At 61.8% G+C, this 21,495-nt stretch carries 16 protein-coding genes; 11 read left to right on the top strand and 5 right to left on the bottom strand.

The features are described 5' to 3' along the window. Positions 1-412 precede the first annotated feature (412 nt). Both ACXX9E_RS16740 and ACXX9E_RS16735 read left to right on the top strand, forming a co-directional pair. Positions 413-838: a hypothetical protein gene (locus ACXX9E_RS16740; RefSeq protein ID WP_123467703.1), complete on the top strand. Its 426-nt coding sequence runs from the start codon at positions 413-415 to the stop codon at positions 836-838. 168 nt (positions 839-1,006) lie between these two features. Next, positions 1,007-1,975 (top strand): 2-hydroxyacid dehydrogenase, encoded by a 969-nt coding sequence (locus ACXX9E_RS16735; protein ID WP_128614400.1) that lies wholly within the window; start codon positions 1,007-1,009, stop codon positions 1,973-1,975. Here the strand turns inward: ACXX9E_RS16735 and tssA are convergent. From tssA to ACXX9E_RS16710, 5 genes are read right to left on the bottom strand one after another with little or no spacing between them, the layout of a single operon-like run. Beyond that, positions 1,972-3,054: a type VI secretion system protein TssA gene (tssA, locus tag ACXX9E_RS16730; RefSeq protein ID WP_458555745.1), complete on the bottom strand. Its 1,083-nt coding sequence runs from the start codon at positions 3,052-3,054 to the stop codon at positions 1,972-1,974. The genes ACXX9E_RS16735 and tssA overlap by 4 nt on opposite strands. Then, positions 3,051-6,872: a type VI secretion system protein gene (locus ACXX9E_RS16725; RefSeq protein WP_458555744.1), complete on the bottom strand. Its 3,822-nt coding sequence runs from the start codon at positions 6,870-6,872 to the stop codon at positions 3,051-3,053. Before ACXX9E_RS16725 ends, tssA begins: the two co-directional genes overlap by 4 nt. Continuing rightward, on the bottom strand, positions 6,869-7,633 hold the full coding sequence (locus ACXX9E_RS16720; RefSeq protein ID WP_186747672.1) for a DotU/TssL family secretion system protein: 765 nt from the start codon (positions 7,631-7,633) through the stop codon (positions 6,869-6,871). Before ACXX9E_RS16720 ends, ACXX9E_RS16725 begins: the two co-directional genes overlap by 4 nt. Before the next feature lie 18 nt (positions 7,634-7,651). Beyond that, positions 7,652-8,983 (bottom strand): type VI secretion system baseplate subunit TssK, encoded by a 1,332-nt coding sequence (tssK, locus tag ACXX9E_RS16715; RefSeq protein WP_458555743.1) that lies wholly within the window; start codon positions 8,981-8,983, stop codon positions 7,652-7,654. Positions 8,984-9,029: 46 nt separating this feature from the next. Continuing rightward, positions 9,030-9,455 carry a type VI secretion protein gene (locus tag ACXX9E_RS16710; protein WP_458556587.1) on the bottom strand — a complete coding sequence of 142 codons (426 nt, stop codon included), beginning with the start codon at positions 9,453-9,455 and terminating at the stop codon, positions 9,030-9,032. Positions 9,456-9,705: 250 nt separating this feature from the next. On the opposite strand from ACXX9E_RS16710, the gene tssB reads away from it, so the two are divergent. The 9 genes from tssB (at position 9,706) to ACXX9E_RS16665 (ending at position 21,484) form a co-directional block, all read left to right on the top strand. Beyond that, positions 9,706-10,248 (top strand): type VI secretion system contractile sheath small subunit, encoded by a 543-nt coding sequence (tssB, locus tag ACXX9E_RS16705; RefSeq protein ID WP_123467685.1) that lies wholly within the window; start codon positions 9,706-9,708, stop codon positions 10,246-10,248. A 29-nt stretch (positions 10,249-10,277) separates the two neighbouring features. Then, positions 10,278-11,762: a type VI secretion system contractile sheath large subunit gene (tssC, locus tag ACXX9E_RS16700; RefSeq protein ID WP_123467683.1), complete on the top strand. Its 1,485-nt coding sequence runs from the start codon at positions 10,278-10,280 to the stop codon at positions 11,760-11,762. Between the two features lie 74 nt (positions 11,763-11,836). After that, positions 11,837-12,334, top strand: a complete 498-nt coding sequence (locus ACXX9E_RS16695; protein ID WP_123467681.1) for an Hcp family type VI secretion system effector — start codon at positions 11,837-11,839, stop codon at positions 12,332-12,334. A gap of 14 nt (positions 12,335-12,348) precedes the next feature. After that, positions 12,349-12,792 (top strand): type VI secretion system baseplate subunit TssE, encoded by a 444-nt coding sequence (gene tssE / locus ACXX9E_RS16690; protein ID WP_458555742.1) that lies wholly within the window; start codon positions 12,349-12,351, stop codon positions 12,790-12,792. Beyond that, on the top strand, positions 12,776-14,569 hold the full coding sequence (gene tssF, locus ACXX9E_RS16685; RefSeq protein WP_267795453.1) for a type VI secretion system baseplate subunit TssF: 1,794 nt from the start codon (positions 12,776-12,778) through the stop codon (positions 14,567-14,569). The genes tssE and tssF overlap by 17 nt, the downstream gene beginning before the upstream one ends. Continuing rightward, positions 14,533-15,558, top strand: a complete 1,026-nt coding sequence (tssG, locus tag ACXX9E_RS16680; protein WP_458555741.1) for a type VI secretion system baseplate subunit TssG — start codon at positions 14,533-14,535, stop codon at positions 15,556-15,558. The genes tssF and tssG overlap by 37 nt, the downstream gene beginning before the upstream one ends. A 2-nt stretch (positions 15,559-15,560) precedes the next feature. Continuing rightward, positions 15,561-18,104 (top strand): type VI secretion system ATPase TssH, encoded by a 2,544-nt coding sequence (tssH, locus tag ACXX9E_RS16675; RefSeq protein WP_458555740.1) that lies wholly within the window; start codon positions 15,561-15,563, stop codon positions 18,102-18,104. 66 nt (positions 18,105-18,170) lie between these two features. Beyond that, the gene (locus ACXX9E_RS16670; RefSeq protein ID WP_186747647.1) at positions 18,171-19,451 is read left to right on the top strand and encodes an endonuclease/exonuclease/phosphatase family protein; all 1,281 of its coding nucleotides are present in this window, start codon (positions 18,171-18,173) and stop codon (positions 19,449-19,451) included. Between the two features lie 23 nt (positions 19,452-19,474). Continuing rightward, positions 19,475-21,484 (top strand): type VI secretion system Vgr family protein, encoded by a 2,010-nt coding sequence (locus ACXX9E_RS16665; RefSeq protein ID WP_222833181.1) that lies wholly within the window; start codon positions 19,475-19,477, stop codon positions 21,482-21,484. The last annotated feature ends 11 nt before the right edge of the window (positions 21,485-21,495 follow it).

The raw sequence follows: 21,495 nt of genomic DNA, 5'->3' as shown, positions 1-21,495 counted from the left end.
CGCCACGCGGCGTTCGCAGGGCTGCTCACCAGTGTCGATGTGACGTTCTGAGCCGGGGCTGCGCCGTTGCACCAAAGTGCGGCGGCGTCAATGCCCTGTTTTTATTGGCGCTCACTTTCCTACAACTTTGTTTAAGTATTTATTGTGACTGGCAATAACGCGCACCTATATCGCGCGAAAAGAATATTACCCACCGTATAAGCCATCAAAGAACTCAGATATTTCCTACAACTAAAAACACCTTATAAAACCATAACAAAACGTGACTAAAAGTTTATTTGTTACAAGCAACTTCCCCGCCATTGAACAGACTTTCAATCCGGGCCTATATTTTCCCGCGACGAATATGGCAATGAATACCGGCCCGATGAAACCCCGGCCGGCCATCAAACAATAAAACGGGATGCCCACCATGCAAAAACTTAAAACACTGCTGATGTCGACAGCGCTGGTCGCTTCGGTCTGCTGCACCGCTGTCCATGCACAAGCCGTCACTCCAGCGGCAAACCATGCGGCTGCCACTCCGGACAACGCGATGATGCTCACCGTGTTTCTGAAACACGATCAATCGCGACCGTTAAGCGAAATCAAGGCTCAGCTCGCCCGCCAGGGGTTCTATGAAACCTTCCCCCCGGCCGGCGTCGAAGTGGTGAGCTGGAACATCATGATGGGCATCGGCCAGGTGGTCACCGTGCGCTTCCCGGCTTCGCGTCTGGCGGAAGTCAACCTCGCCCTGGAGAACACCGCGTGGGGCAGTTACCGGACCGAGTTCTATCCCACTTATGATTTCAAACCGATTGCCCTCGCCGAACAAACCAGGGCCCGGGCAGCCCAGTGATCATGCCGGCACACTGGATGGCCGGTATTGCGGTGCGCTTGCTTCTTGCGCGAAGGCGTCCAGAATCAATCACAGCGCGAATGACAAAGATTGCCAGGCCGCTCCGCAATCAGCACTCTGCTACGACTTTCGCGAACCAACCCCGCCGACGATCTCAGGAGCCGCGCAATGCCCGCCACCGTTCTGGTACTGGTTGAAACCATCAATGACTATCTGCCGATTCTCGAACATCAGGGCTTTCACCTGATTCTCGCGCCGACGCCGGCCGAACGCGCGCAGGCCATCGCCAGCCAGGGTAGCCGCATCGACGCCGTATTGACCCGCGGGCCACTGGGCCTGACCGCCGAAGAAATCGCCGCCCTGCCCGCGCTGAAGATCATCACGGTGATCGGCGCCGGTTACGAGCAGGTCGATCTGCAAGCCGCCAGTGACCGCGGGATTACCGTCACCAATGGCGCCGGGGTCAACGCCTCGTCGGTGGCCGACCACGCCATGGCCATGCTGCTGGCGCTGGTGCGGGATATTCCGCGCTGCGATGCGGCGGTGCGCCGGGGCGAGTGGCCGAAGATCATGCGCCCGTCGCTGGCGGGCAAACGCCTGGGGGTTCTCGGCCTCGGCGCGGTGGGCATGGCGATTGCCAAACGCGCCCACCTGGGCTTCGACATGGCAATCAGTTACCACAGCCGCCAGGTGCGCACTGACGTGCCCTACGCCTTTTGCTCGACCCCGACCGATCTGGCAAGAGCCTCGGATTTTCTCGTCGTCGCCACTCCCGGCGGCATCGGCACGCAATCGCTGGTCACGCGCGCGGTGCTCGATGCCCTCGGGCCGAAAGGCTTTATCGTCAATATCGCCCGCGCCAGTGTGATTGCCACGGCAGATCTGATCGCCGCCCTCGAGCAACGGCGCATTGCCGGCGCCGCACTGGACGTGTTCGATCATGAGCCACAAGTGCCCGACGCGCTGAAAACCCTCAGCAACGTGTTGCTCACGCCACATGTCGCCGGGTTGTCACCGGAAGCCACCCAAGGCACGGTGGAACTGGTGGGGAAAAACCTCGTGGCGTTTTTCTCCGGGCAACCGGTGCTGACCCCCATCGCCCTGCCGCCGCGAATCTCCAACCAGCGCGTGCACTAGAGCACGCCAAGCAAGGTCCACAGGCGTCGCGATTCGGCATCGGCGGAGATCAACTCACCGAGCAGTTCACTCAGCGGCTTGTTGCCCCACTCGACCCCGCGCCGGATCAGATACGGCACCGGGCTGTGGGGTTCGGTGCGGGCCAGGTATTCGGCAATCAGCAGCAATTGCCGGTAAGCCTCCTCACGGCTGGCCGGTTCGCGGAATACCTGCGCAACCGGCGCCTGCGCTTCAGGCTGTGCCACAGCGGGCGGTGCTTCGGCGAGCGGCGGTGACGGCGCCGGTTGTTGTGGGTGCATGGCGATAAACTCCTGAACCAGCGTCAGCAGCGCTTGAATGGTTTCCTGCAACGGCCGCAACCCTGGGCCCTGTTCGCCCAGATAGGCATCGCTCCAGGTGTCGAGCCGTTGCAGATGTTGCAGGCTCAGCAGCAGATTGCCCTGGGTGTGCAGCCAAAAGGCCAACGGCGTGGTGCGGATCTGTTCGTTGAGTTTCTTCTGTTCGTTGCGCGCGGTTTCCGCCGAGCTCTTCGCATTTTTACTGTCGTTGACCTGTACCTGCTGCAGCTGCAAGCGCCGCCATACCTCAAGGGTGCAGCTCTCGAAATCACTGTTACGGGTGCCGAACAATGGCACCCGCGTCAGCAGGATTTCACTGTAACGCCGCACCAGCCATTCCAGCGGGATGACCCGCCAGGACTGATCGCCGTCCTCGGCCTGCGGGTGCAGATGCTCGGGAAAGCGTTCGCACAACCCGGCGATCAACGCCAGGCTGCCGGGCAGTCCATCCAGCGCTTGCAGGTGCAGCCACGCCTCGCCCAGCCAGGCGCTGAGCATCAGGTCCTTGCTGCGTTCCAGCAATAACGTTGTCGTGAGTTTCTCCACTTCCGGCCAGTTCGCCCGCTTCAGCGTCGACTGCCAGACCCCGGTCGGCAAGCTCGCATCATCTTCGCGACGCAGATCACGCAACTGATCAAACTCGCGTTCATAACGCAAATCGACGCCACACGGCGCTTCGGCGCTGATCGGTGCGAGCAACTGATCAATCAAGTCCGGCAATTGGGTTAATGGCAGGCTCACAGGCCCTCCTTCTGCGTTTCAATGGCGGCCGTGGTGCCGGTGAACTGGAACGGTGAACGCGGTGCGCGGGTCGGCAGCGGCGCAATCGCCAGCGGCAGTTTCGAGCCCTGACTCATCAGCGACAGCCGCACGTACATCCGCGTGAATTCGCTGGTGACGCTGTCTGTCGAGGCCGTCACCGGCAGGCGCAAGGTCAATGGAAAATCGGTGTAATCCATGCTCGGCTGACGCTGCACAGAGAAGTGCGCACGCATCATGCGCAGCAACGACCACGGCCCGCCGTATTCCCAACCGGCTTCCAGATCGCGCACCACCAGGTTCGGTTGCAGCGGATCGTTGACTGGACGTTCCTTGCCATTGCGCGCCCAACGCAGGGTCAGGCGAACAGGCTGGCCGACCATCCAGCGCAGGTTCGGTTGCTCGGCGGCGGGATAGTTGATCTGCTGACTGCCAGCGAGCAGACCCCAGGCAATCACCTGATCGGCGCCCTTTTCGTCCTCGCGATCGGTACGCCAGCGCACATCAAGTTCAACACCGAGAATGCCACTCTTGTCGCGCACGAACAGCGGCGTCAGCCACGTGCCGGCCTGCTTCAAGCGGTTGAGGAAGTCTTCTGCCGCCTGGCGTTCGGGAGTCTGGCTCAGCACCAGCCCGGCCTGGGCCACCGGCAGGCGTTTGTCGATGATCTCGAGAAAATGCTGGACCCGCGCCGGGTCGGCATCCTGCGCCTGCACGCCGTTGGCGAAGGGGAAGCGATCGGCCAGGTACTGATTGAAGTAATTGGCCAGTTCATTCCACGCCGCCGCAGCCTGCTGTTGTTGCAGGTACTGGCAACGCTGCATGGCCGACTGCTGCAATTCCACCGCACGCATCGCCAGGGTCCCGCGGCCACCAGCAAGGTTGGCGGTCTGCAGGATCTGCACGCAGGAGGCGGTGTCCATCTCGATGAAATCGCGGCTGACCAGTTGCTCGATCTGCGCCGGTGAACTCGCCGGGTTCGCCTCCTTGTACTTGAGCAATTCGTCATTGAGTGCGCTGAACTGGGTGACCCGCTCGTAATCCAGCGCCGACAGATTGCCCTGTTGGGCCATCAGCCACTGCAATGCCGACGTGCGCCGTTCGGTGATGCCGAGCATGGTGTTGAACTGCTGCTTGAGGCTCAGCTTCAAGTCCTGCACATCGTTGGCGCCATAGAGTTGCAGGCCGAGGTTTTTCGAGCCGTCCCACTGGCTGATTTCGGTGCGTCCGGCGAACAGTGGTTGCGCGGTGATTTCATCCAGACCGCCAACGATTTGCGCCAGTGCCCGACGATTGAGGGCGCTTTGCAGCCGCGCAGCAAGATCGTTGCGATGCACTTCGACAAAGGCCTTTTGCAACGCCATCGCCTGCTCGGCCTGTACATTGAACACCGCATAAGGATGCATTTGATCGTCGTGATCCTTGAGGCTCAGCCACATCGCCTGCGCGGCAGCACTTTCGGCGGTTTGCAGCAAGGCTTCGCGATAAGCCGGCGGAATGCGCGGCAGTTCTTCGGCGATGTAACTCTTGTAACTGGAGAAGTAGTTCAACGAGGTGTTGAGGTCATCGCCATCCACGGTCTGACCTCGCAGATTGGCGCTGTCCTGACTGGCGCGCAGAGCGACCGAAACGAAGTCACGTTTGAACAGCGCCTGCACCGCGTTGTCGAGTTTGACCACATGTTCCTGCAATGCCAGTTGCCCACTGCCCTGCTGGATCAGCAAGTTGCCGCGCGAGCCGACCTGGGCGATCCACTGATCGCGGAAACTCTGCTGCAACTTGCTCGCCTGGGCCTCCAGTTGCTGCTCGACGGCAGGGCCAAGCAAGATGCTTTTGTGCACCTTGTCGAGAAACTCTCGATAACCCGGCACCAGTTCCTGGCCTTTGCCGCGGCTCCAGGTGGAATTGGTCAGGGCGATCGCCGCTTGCAGGTCGTCGATCAGTGCCCGCAGGTCTTCCAGTTCGGTCAGGCTGTTGCCGCTGCCGGCCTCCAGTTGCTCCAGGTGCAGCTTGAGATATCCGGCCTTGCTGACGAAGTTGTCGGCGAGGAAGTACTGATCGAGCCAACGCTCCATCAGCCCGGTAAAGTGGCTGGTGATCAAGGGCCGCTCGACGCTCAGATCCAGCGCTTGCAAATCGCCGCCATCCCCCGCTGCCAGCAGGCGGTTGTAGTACGCCGCATGGGGCAAGGTCGCCGCGTTGAGATTGAGCGACAGCGCGCTGTTGCTCAGTTTCACCAGATCATCCAGCGGCGCCCGTTGATTGTTCTGGACCTCCCCGAACAATTGGTTTTGCAACTCGAGGCGCAGCGCGCGGTCGACCAGATCGCTCGCCTTCTGATAGTTCTGCCACTGCGCCGGGTCTTCGCTTTCGAGGCTGCTGCGTCGGTCGGTGGCGCGGATCGCCTTGATCCTGTCCAGTTCGTCGACCAGCCATTCGTGCAGAGGCACGAGCATGTGGCGTTGCGTTGACTTGAACACCTCTTGTTCGAGCTGAGTGTCGAGGGAGGAAAACCACGAGGTCGGAAACGCCAGCGACACATAGTGCCAGTGCGGCGCACGCTCCAGCACCCGCCAGAAACTCTGCACGTTGCGCCGGGTCGGCTCGAGCCGATGTGCGTCATCGGTGACCGCCACGTAGCTCTTCTGCGCACCCTGCATCAGCCGCGCCAGCTCGTGGGCATCCTTGACCGACTGGTGCCAGACCCACAGCATCGCCACCGCCCAGATCACCCCGACCACCAGCGCCACCCCGGCGGTCAGCCGTTGCCAGCGCTGACGCAGGCGCAACAGGCGCGGCACCCCTTGCGCCAGGCCCCGTTCGCCGACCAGACGCTGACGCCACAACTGGCGCACGAACACGCTTTGCTGCAAGCCGCTGTCATCGGCGGAAAAACCGTCCCTGGCGTCCTCGCTCGCCTGACTCGCACTGAAGTACACCCCGCGAAAGCACGGCGCCTCACCCTGCGCATTGCCCTGAAAAACCGGCTCCAGCACACTCTGCAAACCACGGCGCAGGGTTTCCAGACGCTCGGGCAACGCATACAGATCGGCGCTCAGATGCCCGGACAAGGTGCCGATTTCGATCACTGCTTCAGCTACGGCACGATGAATACGATCCAGCGCCTGATCGCTCCACTGCCCTTGCCACACGGCATCGCGCGCGTAGGGCGACGACCAGCCCAAGGTGCGTTCACGAGCCTCATCGGGCAAGGCATCAATCAGCTCCTGAAACCCCGGCAACTCTTCAAGTCCCGTAACGATCACGTACACCGGCACGCTCAAGCCAAAGCGTTGCAGCAGATCAATGAAGCGGCGGCGCGCGGCCAGACCGAGGCTCGCTGCCTGCTCCAGATTGCTCAGGTGGCTGACCGGCACGGTCCAGATCACGCCGTCCAGTGGCCGTTTACTGCGCAGGCGCAGGATCAACCCGAGCAGCCGCCACCAGCCACCGCGTTGCAGATGCATGCCGTCGTCCGGCAAGAACAGCGCCTGCGGCACCACCAGCACCGCGCCCTCGGGGTCCGACCACCAACGACCGAACCACGCCGGTTTGTCGGTGGGTTGCAAATGCCATTCAGTGACCAGCTGCGTACCTTGAGTTTCATCGCCGAGCATCAGCAGCCACGGCATCTCATACCGGTCGCGACTGCCCTGCTCCTGTTCCATATGGCGTACGGCCGCATAGAAACTGCGGATCGCCGCACCACTCTGGGTGCGCAGCCACCACACCGCCACAGCGATGATCACCAGCAGCAACAGCAACCCGACGACCCACGCGACAATCGTCAGGGTGCTCATGAGTCTTGCTCCGGCGTGGCCACGGAATCGGGCATTTGCAGCACCGGTTCCAGCTCGGAGCGAATGTCACGCCAGAGCAACTGGCCGAACCCGGTCAACAGCAACACCATTGCCAGAATGCCCAGCGCCAGACGAAAGCCGTCCGGCAGCGCCGTGCGGACCGGCAACTGCAACGGCGCGGCCAGCGACGGTTGCACCAGTCGCTGACTGACATCGTCGTAAGTGGCGTCGTCCTGCCAGGCAAAGTTGAACAGCGCCAGCCGCCATTTCGCCAGCTGCGCCTGGCTGTGTTCGCCGCGCAGACGCCCGTGAAAGCCGAGAATCAGGCATTGCAAATACACGTTGGCGAGGTCGCGGGTGGTCGGTTGTTGTTCATCGAGCAGGGTTTGAATGGCCGCCGGCACTTGCTCGCCAGCCTGGCGACTGGAATACAGCCGCGACTCCAGTGGTTTGTCCTGCCACGCCGCTTGTCCCGGCCACGGGCTGAACAGCAGGGTTTCATCGACCAGTGCGACGAACGCGTACACCAGCGCCTTGACCTGCTCGGTCGCCGAGTCGCCGACCCGCGAATACGCCGTGCGCCACAGTCGCTGCGAAGCCTGGGTCGACAGCTCGACCACGGTCTCCACCAGCGCCGCTTCGTCCTCGCTGTCCTTGGGCAATTGTGCCCAATCCTGTTGCCATTGCTGCCACGTCTGGCGGAACGCGCTGCTCAACGGTGCGTCCTGCAACCCCAGGCTTGCGGCACTTCCTTGCGACATACGGCGTTCCTTGTGTGATCAGGCACTTTCACTGTTCTGGGCGACAAACAGCACCACCTGCCAGGGGCTGCTGGTCAGCTTCGCGGCAGGCGCGGCGATGGTCAGCGGCAGTTGGGCGTCGAACCAGGCGCCTTCGGCCGTGACCACAAACAGGCGCGTGTCATCGCCGACGCTGTAGGCCACTTGTTCGCTGCGACTCATCGCCTGATGGGGCAAACCGCTCATGCGCTGACGGCTGAGCAAGGCGATATGCGGCGCCGAAGCGATGATCGCGCCACGCAGCCAGTCGCCGGCAGCCTGCTCGCTGGCGCCGTTGGGCATGCGCAGGCCGATGACCAGACGCTGGCTCGGCTGCTCGTCGGGCAACTGGATCGAAAAGTGTTGTTCACTGCGTTCGAATGGCAGGCTGCGATAACCGGCACGGATCAGTTCCAGGGTGGTTTCCAGCCACTGCAACACGGCGTCGTAACCGCGCTGCAACTCAAGAAAATCCAGCGGCGCGAACGCCGGCACGCCGGCCAGCGGATCAAGCGCCGACCACGCGCCAGCCAGACCGAGCAAGTGCACGTAGAGACTTTGCGGGTGGGCGATGCGGCTGTTGAGTGCACCTTCGACTTCCGGCAGACGCGCCCACAGTGCGGTCAACTGGCGACGGATTTCCAGGGCATCGTCCTGATTGCCGGCCTGTTGCGCCTGACGCAAGCGGCCACCAAGAAACAGGCACTTCTCCCGCGCCCGCGCGCAGAGTCCGGCGATGCGGCGGCCCAGTGGCGACTCCGGCAACAGCAACGGCGTCGGTGCGGTGTAGGTCAGCGGCAAAAAACCACCACCCTCCTTGCGGATCTTCAACAGCGGCAGGCAGATCGAATCCGCCTTGTTCAGTTGCGTGCACAGCCGTGGGTTGGGTCGCCAGACCGTGATCGACTCAGGGAATTCACCGCTGGTGAGGTCCGGCAAGGCCTCGCCGACCACCGACTGCAAACGGCCCTTGAGCGGCAGCAATTGCCCGGCGCGCCACATCGGGCTGATCGCCAGATACACGGTGACGGTGGCATCGTCGGTGGCGTCGATCGCGGTGCTGACGTCCAGCTCCAGGGTCGGGCCGATCCCGGCCTGCAAGTCCACCGGCAAACCGTCGGGCAGAGTGCCTTGCAGCGACACCACCCGCACCACGCCTGCGCTCAGCGCCGACGGGTCGAATTCCATATGGCTGACGCCCCAGAACCACGGGTTGCACGCCTGCGCCAGATACGCCCCGAGCGCTTCGGCCCGCAGCCCTTGCAACTGAAAATGCTGCGGCAGCAATTGCATGCCTTCGTGCCAGCAAACCGCGTCAGGTAGCAGACTCATACGACTCCCTTCGACTACGCCGCGATCCGGCGGCAGCGGTGGTTTTTCAGTGCTCGGTGGGATTGACCAGCGTCATCTCGCGACTGTCGAATTTCAGCCACGCTTCGCTCTGGTCATCGAGGCGCAATCGGTGCGCTCCGGGTGTGTTATAGCTGGCGAAGACTAAAAGTCCAGCGGCCTTCTTGCCCCCCAGCGGGAAGGGTTGGCGGTCGATGAATTGCCCCGGCACCAGCTCCAGTCCCCACACACTCATCAACTGACGATAGTCGCGCTGGTACTGCTCGCGTCCGGCAAACCACTGGCTGGCGCTGATGCCCGAGAGTTGCTTGAGCAGATCCGGGTCGGCGACCGCAATGAAATCCACGGCAATCGGCGTGTCGTCATTGGCCTTCGGTGCGACGTCGAGGGTCAGGCTGTCGAGGTCCACCTTCGGGCTGAAGAAGGAACAGCCGGCCATGAGCGCAAACACCATCGCTACAAAAAAACGTCCGTACAAAATGAATTTTCCTTTTCCCGACCCTGTCCAAAAATGTTTTTGCTTGCATTTTTATAGACCTGTTCTAGCGTCTTGGGTAGTTCGGCCGCTACCGCCGAATGAGGAAGGTTTGTCAAAGGAACGACAGGTCATCTGCTCCCCTTTCTAACCTACGGTCCAGTAAGGGAAAGCGATGAACGGGCCTCCCGATGCATTGCGCCCGCCCAACGCATCGGAGTCCGCCGTCATGGCAGAAAGTACTCAGCACAAGCTCGACCGGGTGCGCCCGCCCCGGGTGCAAATCACCTACGACGTCGAAATCGGCAACGCCATCGAGAAAAAGGAATTGCCCCTGGTAGTCGGGATCCTCGCCGACCTCTCGGGCAAACCGCTTGAGCCATTGGCAAAACTGAATGAACGGCGTTTTACCGAAATCGACCGCGACAACTTCAACGAAGTGCTCGCCTCGATCGGCCCGCGCGCCACGCTGCAAGTCAACAACACCCTGAGCGGCGACGACAGCAAGCTCAACATCGAACTCAACTTCAAGCACATCGACGACTTCGATCCGGTCAAGGTGGTCGAGCAAGTCACGCCGCTGCGGCGCCTGTTCGAGGCTCGCCAGCGTCTGCGCGATCTGCTGACCAAACTCGACGGCAACGATGATCTGGACAAGCTGTTGCGCGACGTGATCGCCAACACCGAAGGCCTGCAAGAGATCAAGTCGGCCCGCCCGGACACCGCTACCCCGGCAGCTGATGCCGAGGCGCCGGCCGAACCGCAAGCCTGATCATCCACTTAACCGAGGGAGCATCCGTCATGCCCGCCGCCGCCCAGAATCAAGCCAGCGACAATGCTGCAGCCGAGACTTTATCCCTGCTCGACCGGATCATCGCCGAAGGCCGCATGGCCCACGATGACAGTCAGCAGGATTACGCCCGCGACATGCTCGCGGAATTCGCCACCCAGGTGCTCGACGAAGGCATGGCCATCGACAAGGACACCGTGGCGATGATCAACGACCGCATCAGCCAGATCGACGAACTCATCAGCGCTCAGCTCAACGAGGTACTACACCACCCCGACCTGCAAAAACTCGAAGCCTCGTGGCGCGGTTTGCACATGTTGGTGCAGAACACCGAAACCAGCACCCGCCTCAAGTTGCGCCTGCTGAACGTCACGCAGAAAGAGCTGCAGAACGATCTGGAGAAAGCCGTCGAATTCGACCAGAGCGCGCTGTTCAAGAAGATCTACGAAGAGGAATACGGCACCTTCGGAGGGCATCCGTTCAGCCTGCTGGTGGGTGACTACACCTTTGGTCGTCACCCGCAGGACATCGGCCTGCTGGAAAAACTGTCGAACGTCGCCGCCGCCGCGCACGCACCGTTCATTGCCGCCGCCAGTCCTCGGCTGTTCGACATGAACAGCTTCACCGAACTGGCGGTGCCGCGCGATCTGTCGAAAGTTTTCGAGAGTCAGGAACTGATCAAGTGGCGCTCGTTCCGCGAGAGCGAAGACTCGCGTTATGTGTCGCTGGTGCTGCCGCACTTCCTCCTGCGCCTGCCCTATGGCCCGGACACTTCACCGGTGGAAGGCATCAATTACGTCGAAGACGTCAACGGCACCGACCACAGCAAATACCTGTGGGGCAATGCCGCGTGGGCACTGTCGCAACGCATCACCGAAGCGTTTGCCAAGTATGGCTGGTGCGCGGCGATTCGCGGCGCTGAAGGCGGTGGTGCGGTGGAAGGCCTGCCGGCGCACACCTTCCGGACCAGCTCCGGCGACCTGTCGCTGAAATGCCCGACCGAAGTGGCCATTACCGACCGCCGAGAGAAGGAACTCAACGACCTCGGTTTCATCGCCCTGTGCCACAAGAAAAACAGCGACATCGCGGTGTTCTTCGGCGGCCAGACCACCAATAAATCCAAGGTCTACAACACCAACGAGGCCAATGCCAACGCGCGGATCTCGGCGATGTTGCCGTACGTGCTCGCAGCCTCGCGCTTCGCCCATTACCTGAAGGTGATCATGCGCGACAAGGTCGGCAGTTTCATGACCCGCGACAACGTGCAGACCTACCTCAATAACTGGATCGCCGACTACGTGCTGATCAACGACAACGCGCCGCAGGAAATCAAGGCGCAGTACCCGTTACGCGAAGCGCGGGTGGATGTCACCGAGGTGGCCGGCAAGCCGGGGGCCTACCGCGCGACGGTGTTCCTGCGGCCGCACTTTCAGCTGGAGGAGCTGACGGCGTCGATTCGCCTGGTGGCGACCTTGCCGCCACCGGTTGCTGCCTGACCTGCTGCCCCCGCCGCCCGTGCGGCGGGGGCCTGCCCTATATCTAGCGTGATACCTTTCAGGAGTTTCAAGCGATGGATGCAATCATTCTCGACCTCGGTGGCGACATCAAAGGCGACAGCCTGCTCGAGGGTTACAAGGACAAGATCGAAGTCATGTCCTACAGCCACAACGTGGCCATGCAGGTCACCAATGACGTCAGCAACTCGGAGCGCACGTCGGGCCGGCCACACATTGGTGAATTCACCCTGACCAAATTCGTCGACAGCTCAACGCCGTCGCTCAACGAATACTGCTGCGCAGGCAAACCGATTCCCGAAGCGAAGATCACCATCGGCCGCAATGCCGCCGAGGGCAGCGGGCAGTTGATGCCATTCATCATCTACACCCTGACCAATGTCGTGCTGTCCAACGTCAGTGTCAGCGGTGGCACCGGTGGCAAACCGGTGGAAACCCTGTCGCTGAACTTCACCAAGATCAAATGGGAACTCACCGCGCAGAAAGACGACGGCACCAAGGAAGGCACCGCCGGTACGGTCTGGGATCTGGCGGCCAACAAGGCCAGCAAGTAACCGGTCGCCCTGGCATGGCTGGCACCGGGATCCGCGCGCCGCTGTTCGAACGCCTCGCGTCCAGCGAGGCCGAGGGCGCACGGGAGTTTGATCGGCAGGCGTTGCTCGACTCGGTGCATGCCGAGCTCGGGCGCCTGTTCAAAACCCGTCGCGGCTCACGCCCACTGACCCGGCCGCCCAGCGTGATCGACTACGGCATCGCCGACTGGAGCGCCTTGCAACAACAGCGCAGCGATGACCGCCGGCAACTGGCGCGGGACATCCGCGAAGCCATCACCCATTTCGAACCGCGCCTGAAACTCGGCGAGGTGCAGGTCAATCCGGTGCCCGAACACCCGCAACAATTGAGCATTCGCCTGCTCGGCGAGTTGCGCAGTGGCCAGCAACACTGGCCGGTGGCATTTGTCATCGAGCCCGGCGGCCAGGGCCTGGAGGTGCGCCATGAGCGACTCGATTGACGCGCAACTGCTCGATTACTACCAACGCGAACTGACCTGGCTGCGACACGCCGGCAGCCAGTTTGCCGAACGCTATCCGAAAGTCGCGCGGCGCCTGGAGTTGTCACCCGGTGAATGCCCCGACCCGCATGTCGAACGCTTGCTGGAAGGCTTTGCCCTGCTTGCAGCCCGTCTACAACGACGCCTGGATGACGATTACGCCGAATTCAGCGACGCGCTGCTCGAACAGCTTTACCCCTTGGCCATGCGCCCGCTGCCCTCCTGCGCCATCGTCCAGTTCGAGCCGGACCCGAGCAAAGGCAATCTCGACGAGGGCTATCCCCTGCCCCGCGACACGCCATTATTCGTCACCACCGACAAGGGCCAGAGCATTCACTTTCGCAGCACGGCTGCCGTGCACTTGTGGCCTGTCGAAGTGACTGAAGCCTTGATCCTCGGCAGTGACGAAGCCCAGGCGCTGACGGGTGTTGCACAGTCGCGCTCGGCCTTGCGCCTGAGCCTGCGCTGCCTGGGCGAAAGCCAATGGGCGGGGCTCGGCATCGAACAGTTGCGCATTCACCTGGCAGCGTCGCCGGTGATCAATGCCTGCCTCTATGACTTGCTCGGAGCCCATGCGATGCAGGTTCTGGCCGGCTCACCGGGCAGCGTTCCGACGCCGTTGAAAGGTCTGCCGCAGATTGTCGGATTTGCCGACGACGAAGCGCTGTTACCCGACGAAGACGGTGTGCATCCGGGCATGCGCCTGCTGGCCGAATACTTTGCCTTTGCGGACAAATTCCACTTCTTCGACCTGCCCTTGCACGGCGTGACCAGCGACAGCCAGACACTGTATCTGTACATCGTCTTCGACCGCGCTCCGGGCAGTCGCCTGCATTTGCAGGCCAGTGATATCGCCCTCGGTTGCGCGCCGGTGATCAACCTGTTTCCGCGGACCTCCGAGCCACTGCGTCCCGATGGGACCCACAGCGAATACCGCCTGATTGCCGACAGCCATCGCGAGAACAGCGTCGAAATCCACAGCATTCGCGGCATGCGCGCCAGCTCCAGCGCGGGGGTGCAACGCTTGCCGGCCTACTACGGCAGTCAGCACAGCGGTGGCGATCAGCAGCGTTACTGGCATGCACGACGGGTCAGCGGCATGACGCCGAACCGCCTCGGCAGCGACCTGTTGGTCAGCGTGGTCGACACCCGCTTCGAGCCGCAGACGGACTTGCCCGATTACAGCCTCACCGCCGAACTGCTCTGCACCAATCGCCACCTGGCGCAAAGCCTGCCGGCCGGCACACCGTTGGGTTTCGAGCGCCCGGGACCGGTGGCTTGGGCACGTCTGCGCAACCCGCCCAGTCCACAAAGTCTGCCACGGCTGGACGGTGATTCACGCTGGCGGCTGGTGTCGCAACTGACCCTCAATCACCTGTCACTGGTCGAAGGCCCACAGGCGCTCGATGCGCTGAAAGAAATTCTGCAGTTGCACAACCTGCGCGATGAAGCCAGTGCCCTGCGCCAGATCGAAGGCCTGTTGAGCCTGCATGCCGAGCGGATCATCGGTCACGTCGGGGCTGACGCCTGGCGCGGTTGGCGCAATGGTCTGGAGGTGCAAGTGCAGCTCGATCCGCAGCACTTTGTCGGCAGTAGCGCGGTGCTGTTTTGCGCCGTGCTGGCGCAGTTCTTTTCGCTGTACGCCACGGCCAATCGCTTTGTGCGCACGGTATTGATACAGGACGACAAGGAGGTCAAGGCATGGCAACCCCAAGCCGGCATGCCCCTGTCGCTCTGACCCTGAGCCAGCGTCTGCGCCGCGATCCGCAGGCGTTCGAGTTGTTGCAGGCGCTGTTGCTGCTGGAACGCGAACAGCCGCAGGCCGAATCCCTCGGCAGCGGCACTTCGCCCCAGGCCGAAGCGGTGAAACTGCGTGGGCCGTTGACGCCGATGTTCGCCGCCAGCCAGATCGAAAGCCTGCGCGAAGCGCCGGGCGAGCCGCTGACCCTCGACACGCCGGTGTTCGGCCTCGGCGGTCCCGACGGCCCCCTGCCCTACGCCTATCAGGAATGGCTGCAACAACGCGCCCGGGCCAAGGATCATGCGCCGGCCGAGTTCCTCGATCTGTTCCAGCATCGCCTGCTCAGCCTGCTGTACAAGGTGATGCGCAAACACCGGATAGCCTTGGGTTTCGTCACGCCGGGAGCGTCGCCGGTGCAGGCGCAATTGCGCGCACTGACCGGGTTATTACCCAAGTCGTTGCAGGAGCGCCAGGCCGTGCCGGATTGCGCGGTGCTGGCCTGCACCGCGTTGTTCGCCGATGGCCGCCGTTCGCTGGCCGGGTTCGCGGCGATTGTCCGCGAACAGTTTGCCGTGCCGGTCGCGCTGAGTGCCTACGAAGGTGCCTGGCGCGAAATTCCAGTGGCCAGCCGCAGCCTGATGCAGGCCGGCGGCCGCAACCTGCAATTGGGCCGTACAGCGGTGGCCGGCACGCGGGTCTGGGATGAGCACGCCGGCATTCGCCTGACACTGGGGCCATTGCCGTCGGCGCAGGCCGCACGGTTCCTGCCCGATGGCGAAGTGCATCCGGCGCTGGCCAGCCTTGCCGCGTTGTATTTCGGCCCGGATCTGGACGTGAAACTGGTGTTGCTGGTGCGCGGTGCCGGGCCGCTGAAACTCGGCCGGCAGTTGCCGACGCTGCTGAGCTGGAACGGCGGTCTGCAACGCCAGGCCAGCCTTGCCGTGCAACGCATCGAAACCCGTCTGCGTCAGCTGGAGATCACCTGAAAATGGAACTGGCCAGCCTGATCGGACGCCTCAACCCGGACAACCGCCGCGCCCTCGAACGCGCCGCGCAACGCTGTCTGCAGCGCGGCCATCACTTTGTCGAGATCGAACACCTGTTGCTGGAATTGCTCGACATCGAGGGTGGCGACTTTGCTTTTCTGCTGCCGCGTTTCGGGCTGGAACGGGATGCGCTGAGTGCGGAAATCAACAAGGCACTCGACCTGTTCAAGGCCGGCAGCACGCGCACGCCAGCGCTGTCTTCGCACACCTTGGGCCTGCTCGAAGATGCGGTGGTGCAGGCCAGTGTGCTGGGGCTCGACAGCATTCGTTCCGGGTTGTTGTTGCTGGCACTGATTGACCGTGATGAGAGCCGCAGTCTGCTGCTCAACAGCGCCTCGTCGTTACTGCGAATTCCCAAAGAAGCGCTGCGGGCGAACTTGCTGGAGTGGACCGAAAACTCCCGTGAACATGTCGGCCCGCGTTCAGCAGCTTCCTCTGGAAATCCTGCGCCACGCCAGGATTCGGTGCTGGATCAATACACCCAGGATCTGACCGCCGATGCCCATGCCGGGCGCATCGACCCGATCGTGGGTCGCGATGGCGAAATCCGTCAATGCATCGACATCCTGCTACGCCGCCGGCAGAACAACCCGATTCTGGTCGGCGCACCGGGCGTGGGCAAAACCGCCGTGGTCGAAGGCCTGGCCTTGCGCATCGCCGCCGGTGACGTGCCGCCGTCGTTGCAGGAGGTCAGCCTGCGTGTGCTCGACCTAGGCCTGTTGCAGGCCGGCGCCGGGGTCAAAGGCGAGTTCGAACAACGGCTCAAAGGCGTGATCGACGCGGTCCGCAGTGCCGACAAACCGATCATCCTGTTCATCGACGAAGCCCACACCCTGATCGGTGCCGGCGGTGCCGAGGGTGGCAGCGATGCGGCCAACCTGCTGAAGCCGGCGCTGGCCCGTGGCGAGTTGCGCACGCTCGCGGCCACAACGTGGATGGAGTACAAAAAATATTTCGAGAAAGACCCGGCCCTCGCCCGTCGTTTTCAACTGGTGCAGGTGGAAGAGCCGGACGAAATCACCGCCGTGGAAATGCTCCGTGGCGTTGCCGCCAAACTTGAACAGCACCACGGCGTGCAAGTGCTCGATGCGGCGATCCACGAAGCGGTGAAACTCTCGCACCGCTACATCTCCGGTCGCCAGTTACCGGACAAGGCCATCAGCGTGCTCGACACCGCGTGTGCCCGAGTCGCCCTCGGCCAGCACGATGTGCCGCCGCCGCTGGAAAGCCTGCGTCATCGGCAAAACAGCCTCAAGGACGAAGTCGAACGCCTGCGCCGCGAGCAAGCCACAGGCCTCGATCACCGCGAACGCATCACCCTGCTGGAAAGCGAATCGCAGGGCAACGTGCAGGCGATCCGCGAACTGGAAACCCGCTGGAGCGAAGAGCGCGTGGCCGTGCGCGAACTGCTCGACACCCGCCGCGAATTGCTCGACTTGAGCGAACGCGCCGACAGCGACAAACCCGATGAAGCCACCGACAGCCGCATCGACCACCTGGCCGCCGAACTGCTGCGCCTCGAGGCGGGACTGGACGCGATTCGCCAGGACGATCCGCTGGTGCCCGAACAGGTCGACGCAAAAACCGTCGCTGCGGTGATCGCCGGCTGGACCGGCATCCCCGTTGGCAAAATGCTCGCCGACGAAGCCCACGCGGTACGCACCCTCGGCACCCGCATGGGTCAACGGGTGATGGGCCAGAGCACCGCGCTCAACACCATCGCCCAGCGCTTGCAGGCGTATCGCGCGGGCCTGACCGATCCACAGAAACCGGTCGGTGTGTTCCTGCTGGTCGGCCCCACAGGCGTAGGCAAAACCGAAACTGCGTATGCACTCGCCGACGCCTTGTATGGCGGCGAACGCAACCTGATCAGCATCAACCTTTCCGAATATCAGGAAGCCCACACCGTCAGCCAACTCAAAGGCGCGCCGCCCGGTTATGTCGGTTATGGCAGCGGTGGCGTACTGACTGAAGCGGTGCGACGCAAACCGTATTCGGTGGTGCTGCTGGACGAAATCGAGAAGGCCCATCCGGATGTGCTCGAAGCGTTCTACAACGTTTTCGACAAGGGCTTGATGGAGGATGGCACCGGCTTGGTGGTGGACTTCAAAAACACTGTGATGCTCGCCACCAGCAACGTCGGCGCGGAGCTTTTGCTGGATACACCCGCCGCGCAACTCGGCTCGGATGCCTTCAACGAGGCACTGCACAAAGTCCTCTTGCAAGCCTTCCGCCCGGCGTTTCTGGCGCGCATGACCGTGGTCGCCTATCGACCGCTGGATGAAGCGACGCTGGAGGGGATTGTGTTGGCGAAACTGGAAAAACTGCGGGGCCGTTACAAGGCGGCAACGGGCAAACAATTCGAGTTTGATTCGGGAATCGTTAAAGCCGTACTCGCCAAGTGCAGCGCGGCGGGTGCGCGGGATGTCGAGAACGTGTTGATGACGCAGGTGACAGGGAAACTGGCGGAGTGGGTTTTAGAGTGAACGACACAGGAAAAGCTGCGTCGCGCCCTTTCTCGTAAGTGTTCGACTTCTTTGCAGGTATTCGCGATGCCCTACAAAATTCTTATATGGAATACGCAGCACTTCCATAACCAGAGCAAAAAAGAATCAGAGGCATACCAGGCAAAGGCCGCTTACCTGAGCAAAGTATTGCTGCTCAAGCGGCCCGATATTCTTGCACTCTTTGAAACGGGCACGACCGGGGCCCCCAATGTCAGCGCAGAGAAGTTGCTGGAATCGCGCGGATACCGGTTGGTGCATGCGCTGGACAACGAGGGCGGCGCGCGAATCGACACGACTTTAGGTTCGATGGTGTTCGTGCGCAATGAACTGGCAGGAGCCTTCGAGATGCTCTCCGACTACATACTGGGCGCTTCCGAGCGGCGCGCACCGATCGTCATACGACATAAATACAATGGCGACGCCCTGGCCTTCTATCATGCCAACTCATCTTATAAGGCGGCCGAAATCACGGCCGAAACCATCAACTTCATCGTTGCCAACAAGCGTGAAAAATTTCGCGAACTGATTTTCTTCGGCGGCGACCTGAATGCCGAGCCTCACGAGAATCACAAGGAAATCAGGCCTCCCGAGCACAGACCGCTGAAGCCCGTCCCACCCGCTACAGCCGGCACCCATATTCAGATCACCAACAAGACGCTCAAGGAGGCCAGACTGGATTGGCGCAACAATGTCGAGTATGTGTTCGACGACGAACAAGGCATTGATGTGCCCGTGCGTTCCCAGGAAAGCTGGAATACAAGCTATCGGTGGGATGAGGGCATCTGCGAGGACGAGTATGTTGCCACCCCTCGGGTTCTCGACTACGCCTACGTCACCGATACCTATCGCTGGAATTGCGAATGCGACGGCCGAGCGCAGTGCATCCCGAACGGTACCGGCGGTTATAAAGCCATCAGACGTATCAGTTATGGCGACGTAATTCGGAGCGACCACTTCCCGGTGTTTTACTTCGGCAAACGACATGATGAAGAAGCGACCTTTCTCGTGCATATCGCAGAAGATCCCTATCTGAGTGCCGCATTGAAAAACCGGCTCGGCGCCGGTGAGCAGCGGATAACCCTGCGTTTTGGCTCCTTCAAGTCTTCACCGGTAGAGATGGAAGCTCCGCTTGACGCTACGTATTGGGCCTGGACGAGCGCAAAGACTTTGCGGGTGACATCAACGAGCAATCTGACAGGGCATTTTCGCTTCAAGAAACAGATTGGCGTGACATGGCCGGCCATCATCGAATTTCCCGCCGTGTCCGGAGCAATCGGCAGCAGCGCAAAGCTCACGCTGTATGTAACGGGTATCGACTATGAATAGTTTTTCCCCCCTCGAGATTGCTCATGACTCGCTCGACTGACAGCAACACCACCCTCTCCCTCACCGCCCCCTCGCTGTCGGCGCTTTATCCTGAATCACTGTCCGGTGAAGAAGCGCTCAACTCACTCGGATCGCAAACCCTCAACGGCGTGAATGACGGCGCCTCTCTGACGCTGACCAGTGCCATTGCCACCCACGTCACCACCACCCTGCACAATGACGCGCAACTGCGCCCGTTCGATGCGCTGGTTGCCGAGATCCGCCAATTGCCCGCCGATGCCACGGCCGAGCGCTACCAGTTGTTGTTAAGGCCGTGGCTGTGGTGGCTGACCCTGGCGAGCAATAACCGGGTGTTCCAGAACCTCGCCACTTCGGACATTGTCACGACGATTTTCAAGGCCCACGGCTTTACCGATTTCAAGCTGTCGCTGAGCGGCAGTTACACACCGCGCGAATACTGCGTGCAGTACGGCGAAACCGATTTCGCATTTGTTTCGCGGTTGCTGGAAGAAGACGGCATTTTCTGGTTTTTCACCCACGACAGCGGCAAACACACGCTGGTGCTCGGTGACAGCAACGACGCCTTCGTAGCGATCCCCAACGGGCCGAAGGTCAAGTATCTGGGTCAGGGAATGGGTGAGCGTGAGTTACACGGAATTCGCGCCGGGCAGGTGTGCCTGCAAGCGGTAGCCGGGGTGTATCGGGCCACGGATTACGAATTCACCACGCCAACTACATCGCTGTATGGCCAGGCGGAAGCGGTGGCCGGGCCGCGTTCGATCTACGAGCATCCGGGCGGTTACAACGCCAAGGCCCGGGGCGATGCGCTGACCAAGCAACGGGTTGAGGGTTTGCGCAGCGAAGAGAAACGTTTTGTCGGTGAAAGCGACTGTCGCTGGCTGGTGCCGGGGCACTGGTTCACCCTCGACGGGCATGAAGACGCGAGCCTGAATATCGACTGGGTGGTGACGCGGGTCACCCATGACGTCAGCCACGAACGCTATCGCAACCGTTTTGAAGCGATCCCCAAAGCCACGCCGTTCCGCGCGCAACGCACCACGCCGAAACCGCGCATGCATCCGCAGACCGCCATTGTCGTGGGCAAGTCTGGCGAAGAAATCTGGACCGACGAGTACGGCCGGATCAAGTTGCAGTTCCCTTGGGATCGCGACGGCAAGAACGATGAAACCAGTTCCTGCTGGGTGCGCGTGGTGTTGCCGTGGAGCGGCAAAGGCTTCGGCATGCAGTTCATTCCGCGCATCGGTCAGGAAGTCATCGTGACCTTTATCGACGGCGATCCCGACCGGCCGCTGGTCACCGGTTGCGTGTACAACGGCGACAACGCCCTGCCCTACGCCTTGCCGGCCAATCAGACCCAGTCGGGGATCAAGACGCAGTCATCCAAGGGTGGCGGTGGTTTCAACGAGCTGCGTTTTGAGGACAAGAAGGATGCCGAAGAGGTGTTTTTGCAGGCGCAGAAAGACCTGAAGATCAATGTCCTCAACGACACCACCGCCACCGTCGGCCACGACGAAACCCTCACCGTACAGAATGCACGCACCCGCACGGTCAAGGACGGCGACGAGACCGTAACCCTGGAGAAAGGCAAACGCAGCGTCACGATTCAAACCGGCAGCGACACCCTGGACGTCAAGGACAGCCGCACGGTGAAAGTCGGTGCCGATCAGAATCACAGCACCGGCGGCAACTACACCGACAAAGTCACCGGCGATTACAGCCTGACCGTCGACGGCAACCTGACGATCAAGGTCAGCGGCACCCTGACCCTGCAAAGTGGCGGCAGCTTCACCATCAAAAGTGGCGCCGATCTGGCCACGTCGGCCAGTACCTCGATCACCCACAAGGCCGGAACTGCCTTGACCAATCAGGCCGGTACATCGCTGGACAACAAGGCCGGTACCACACTGACCAACGATGCCGGGATAAGCCTGACCAACAAGGGCGCGGCTTCGCAGACTGTCGATGGTGGCGGCATGCTGACCATCAAGGGCGGGCTGGTGCAAGTCAACTGACAGGGAGCACT

Source organism: Pseudomonas sp. GNP014 (assembly GCF_054344005.1).
This window is presented reverse-complemented; position numbering and strand designations above follow the sequence as displayed.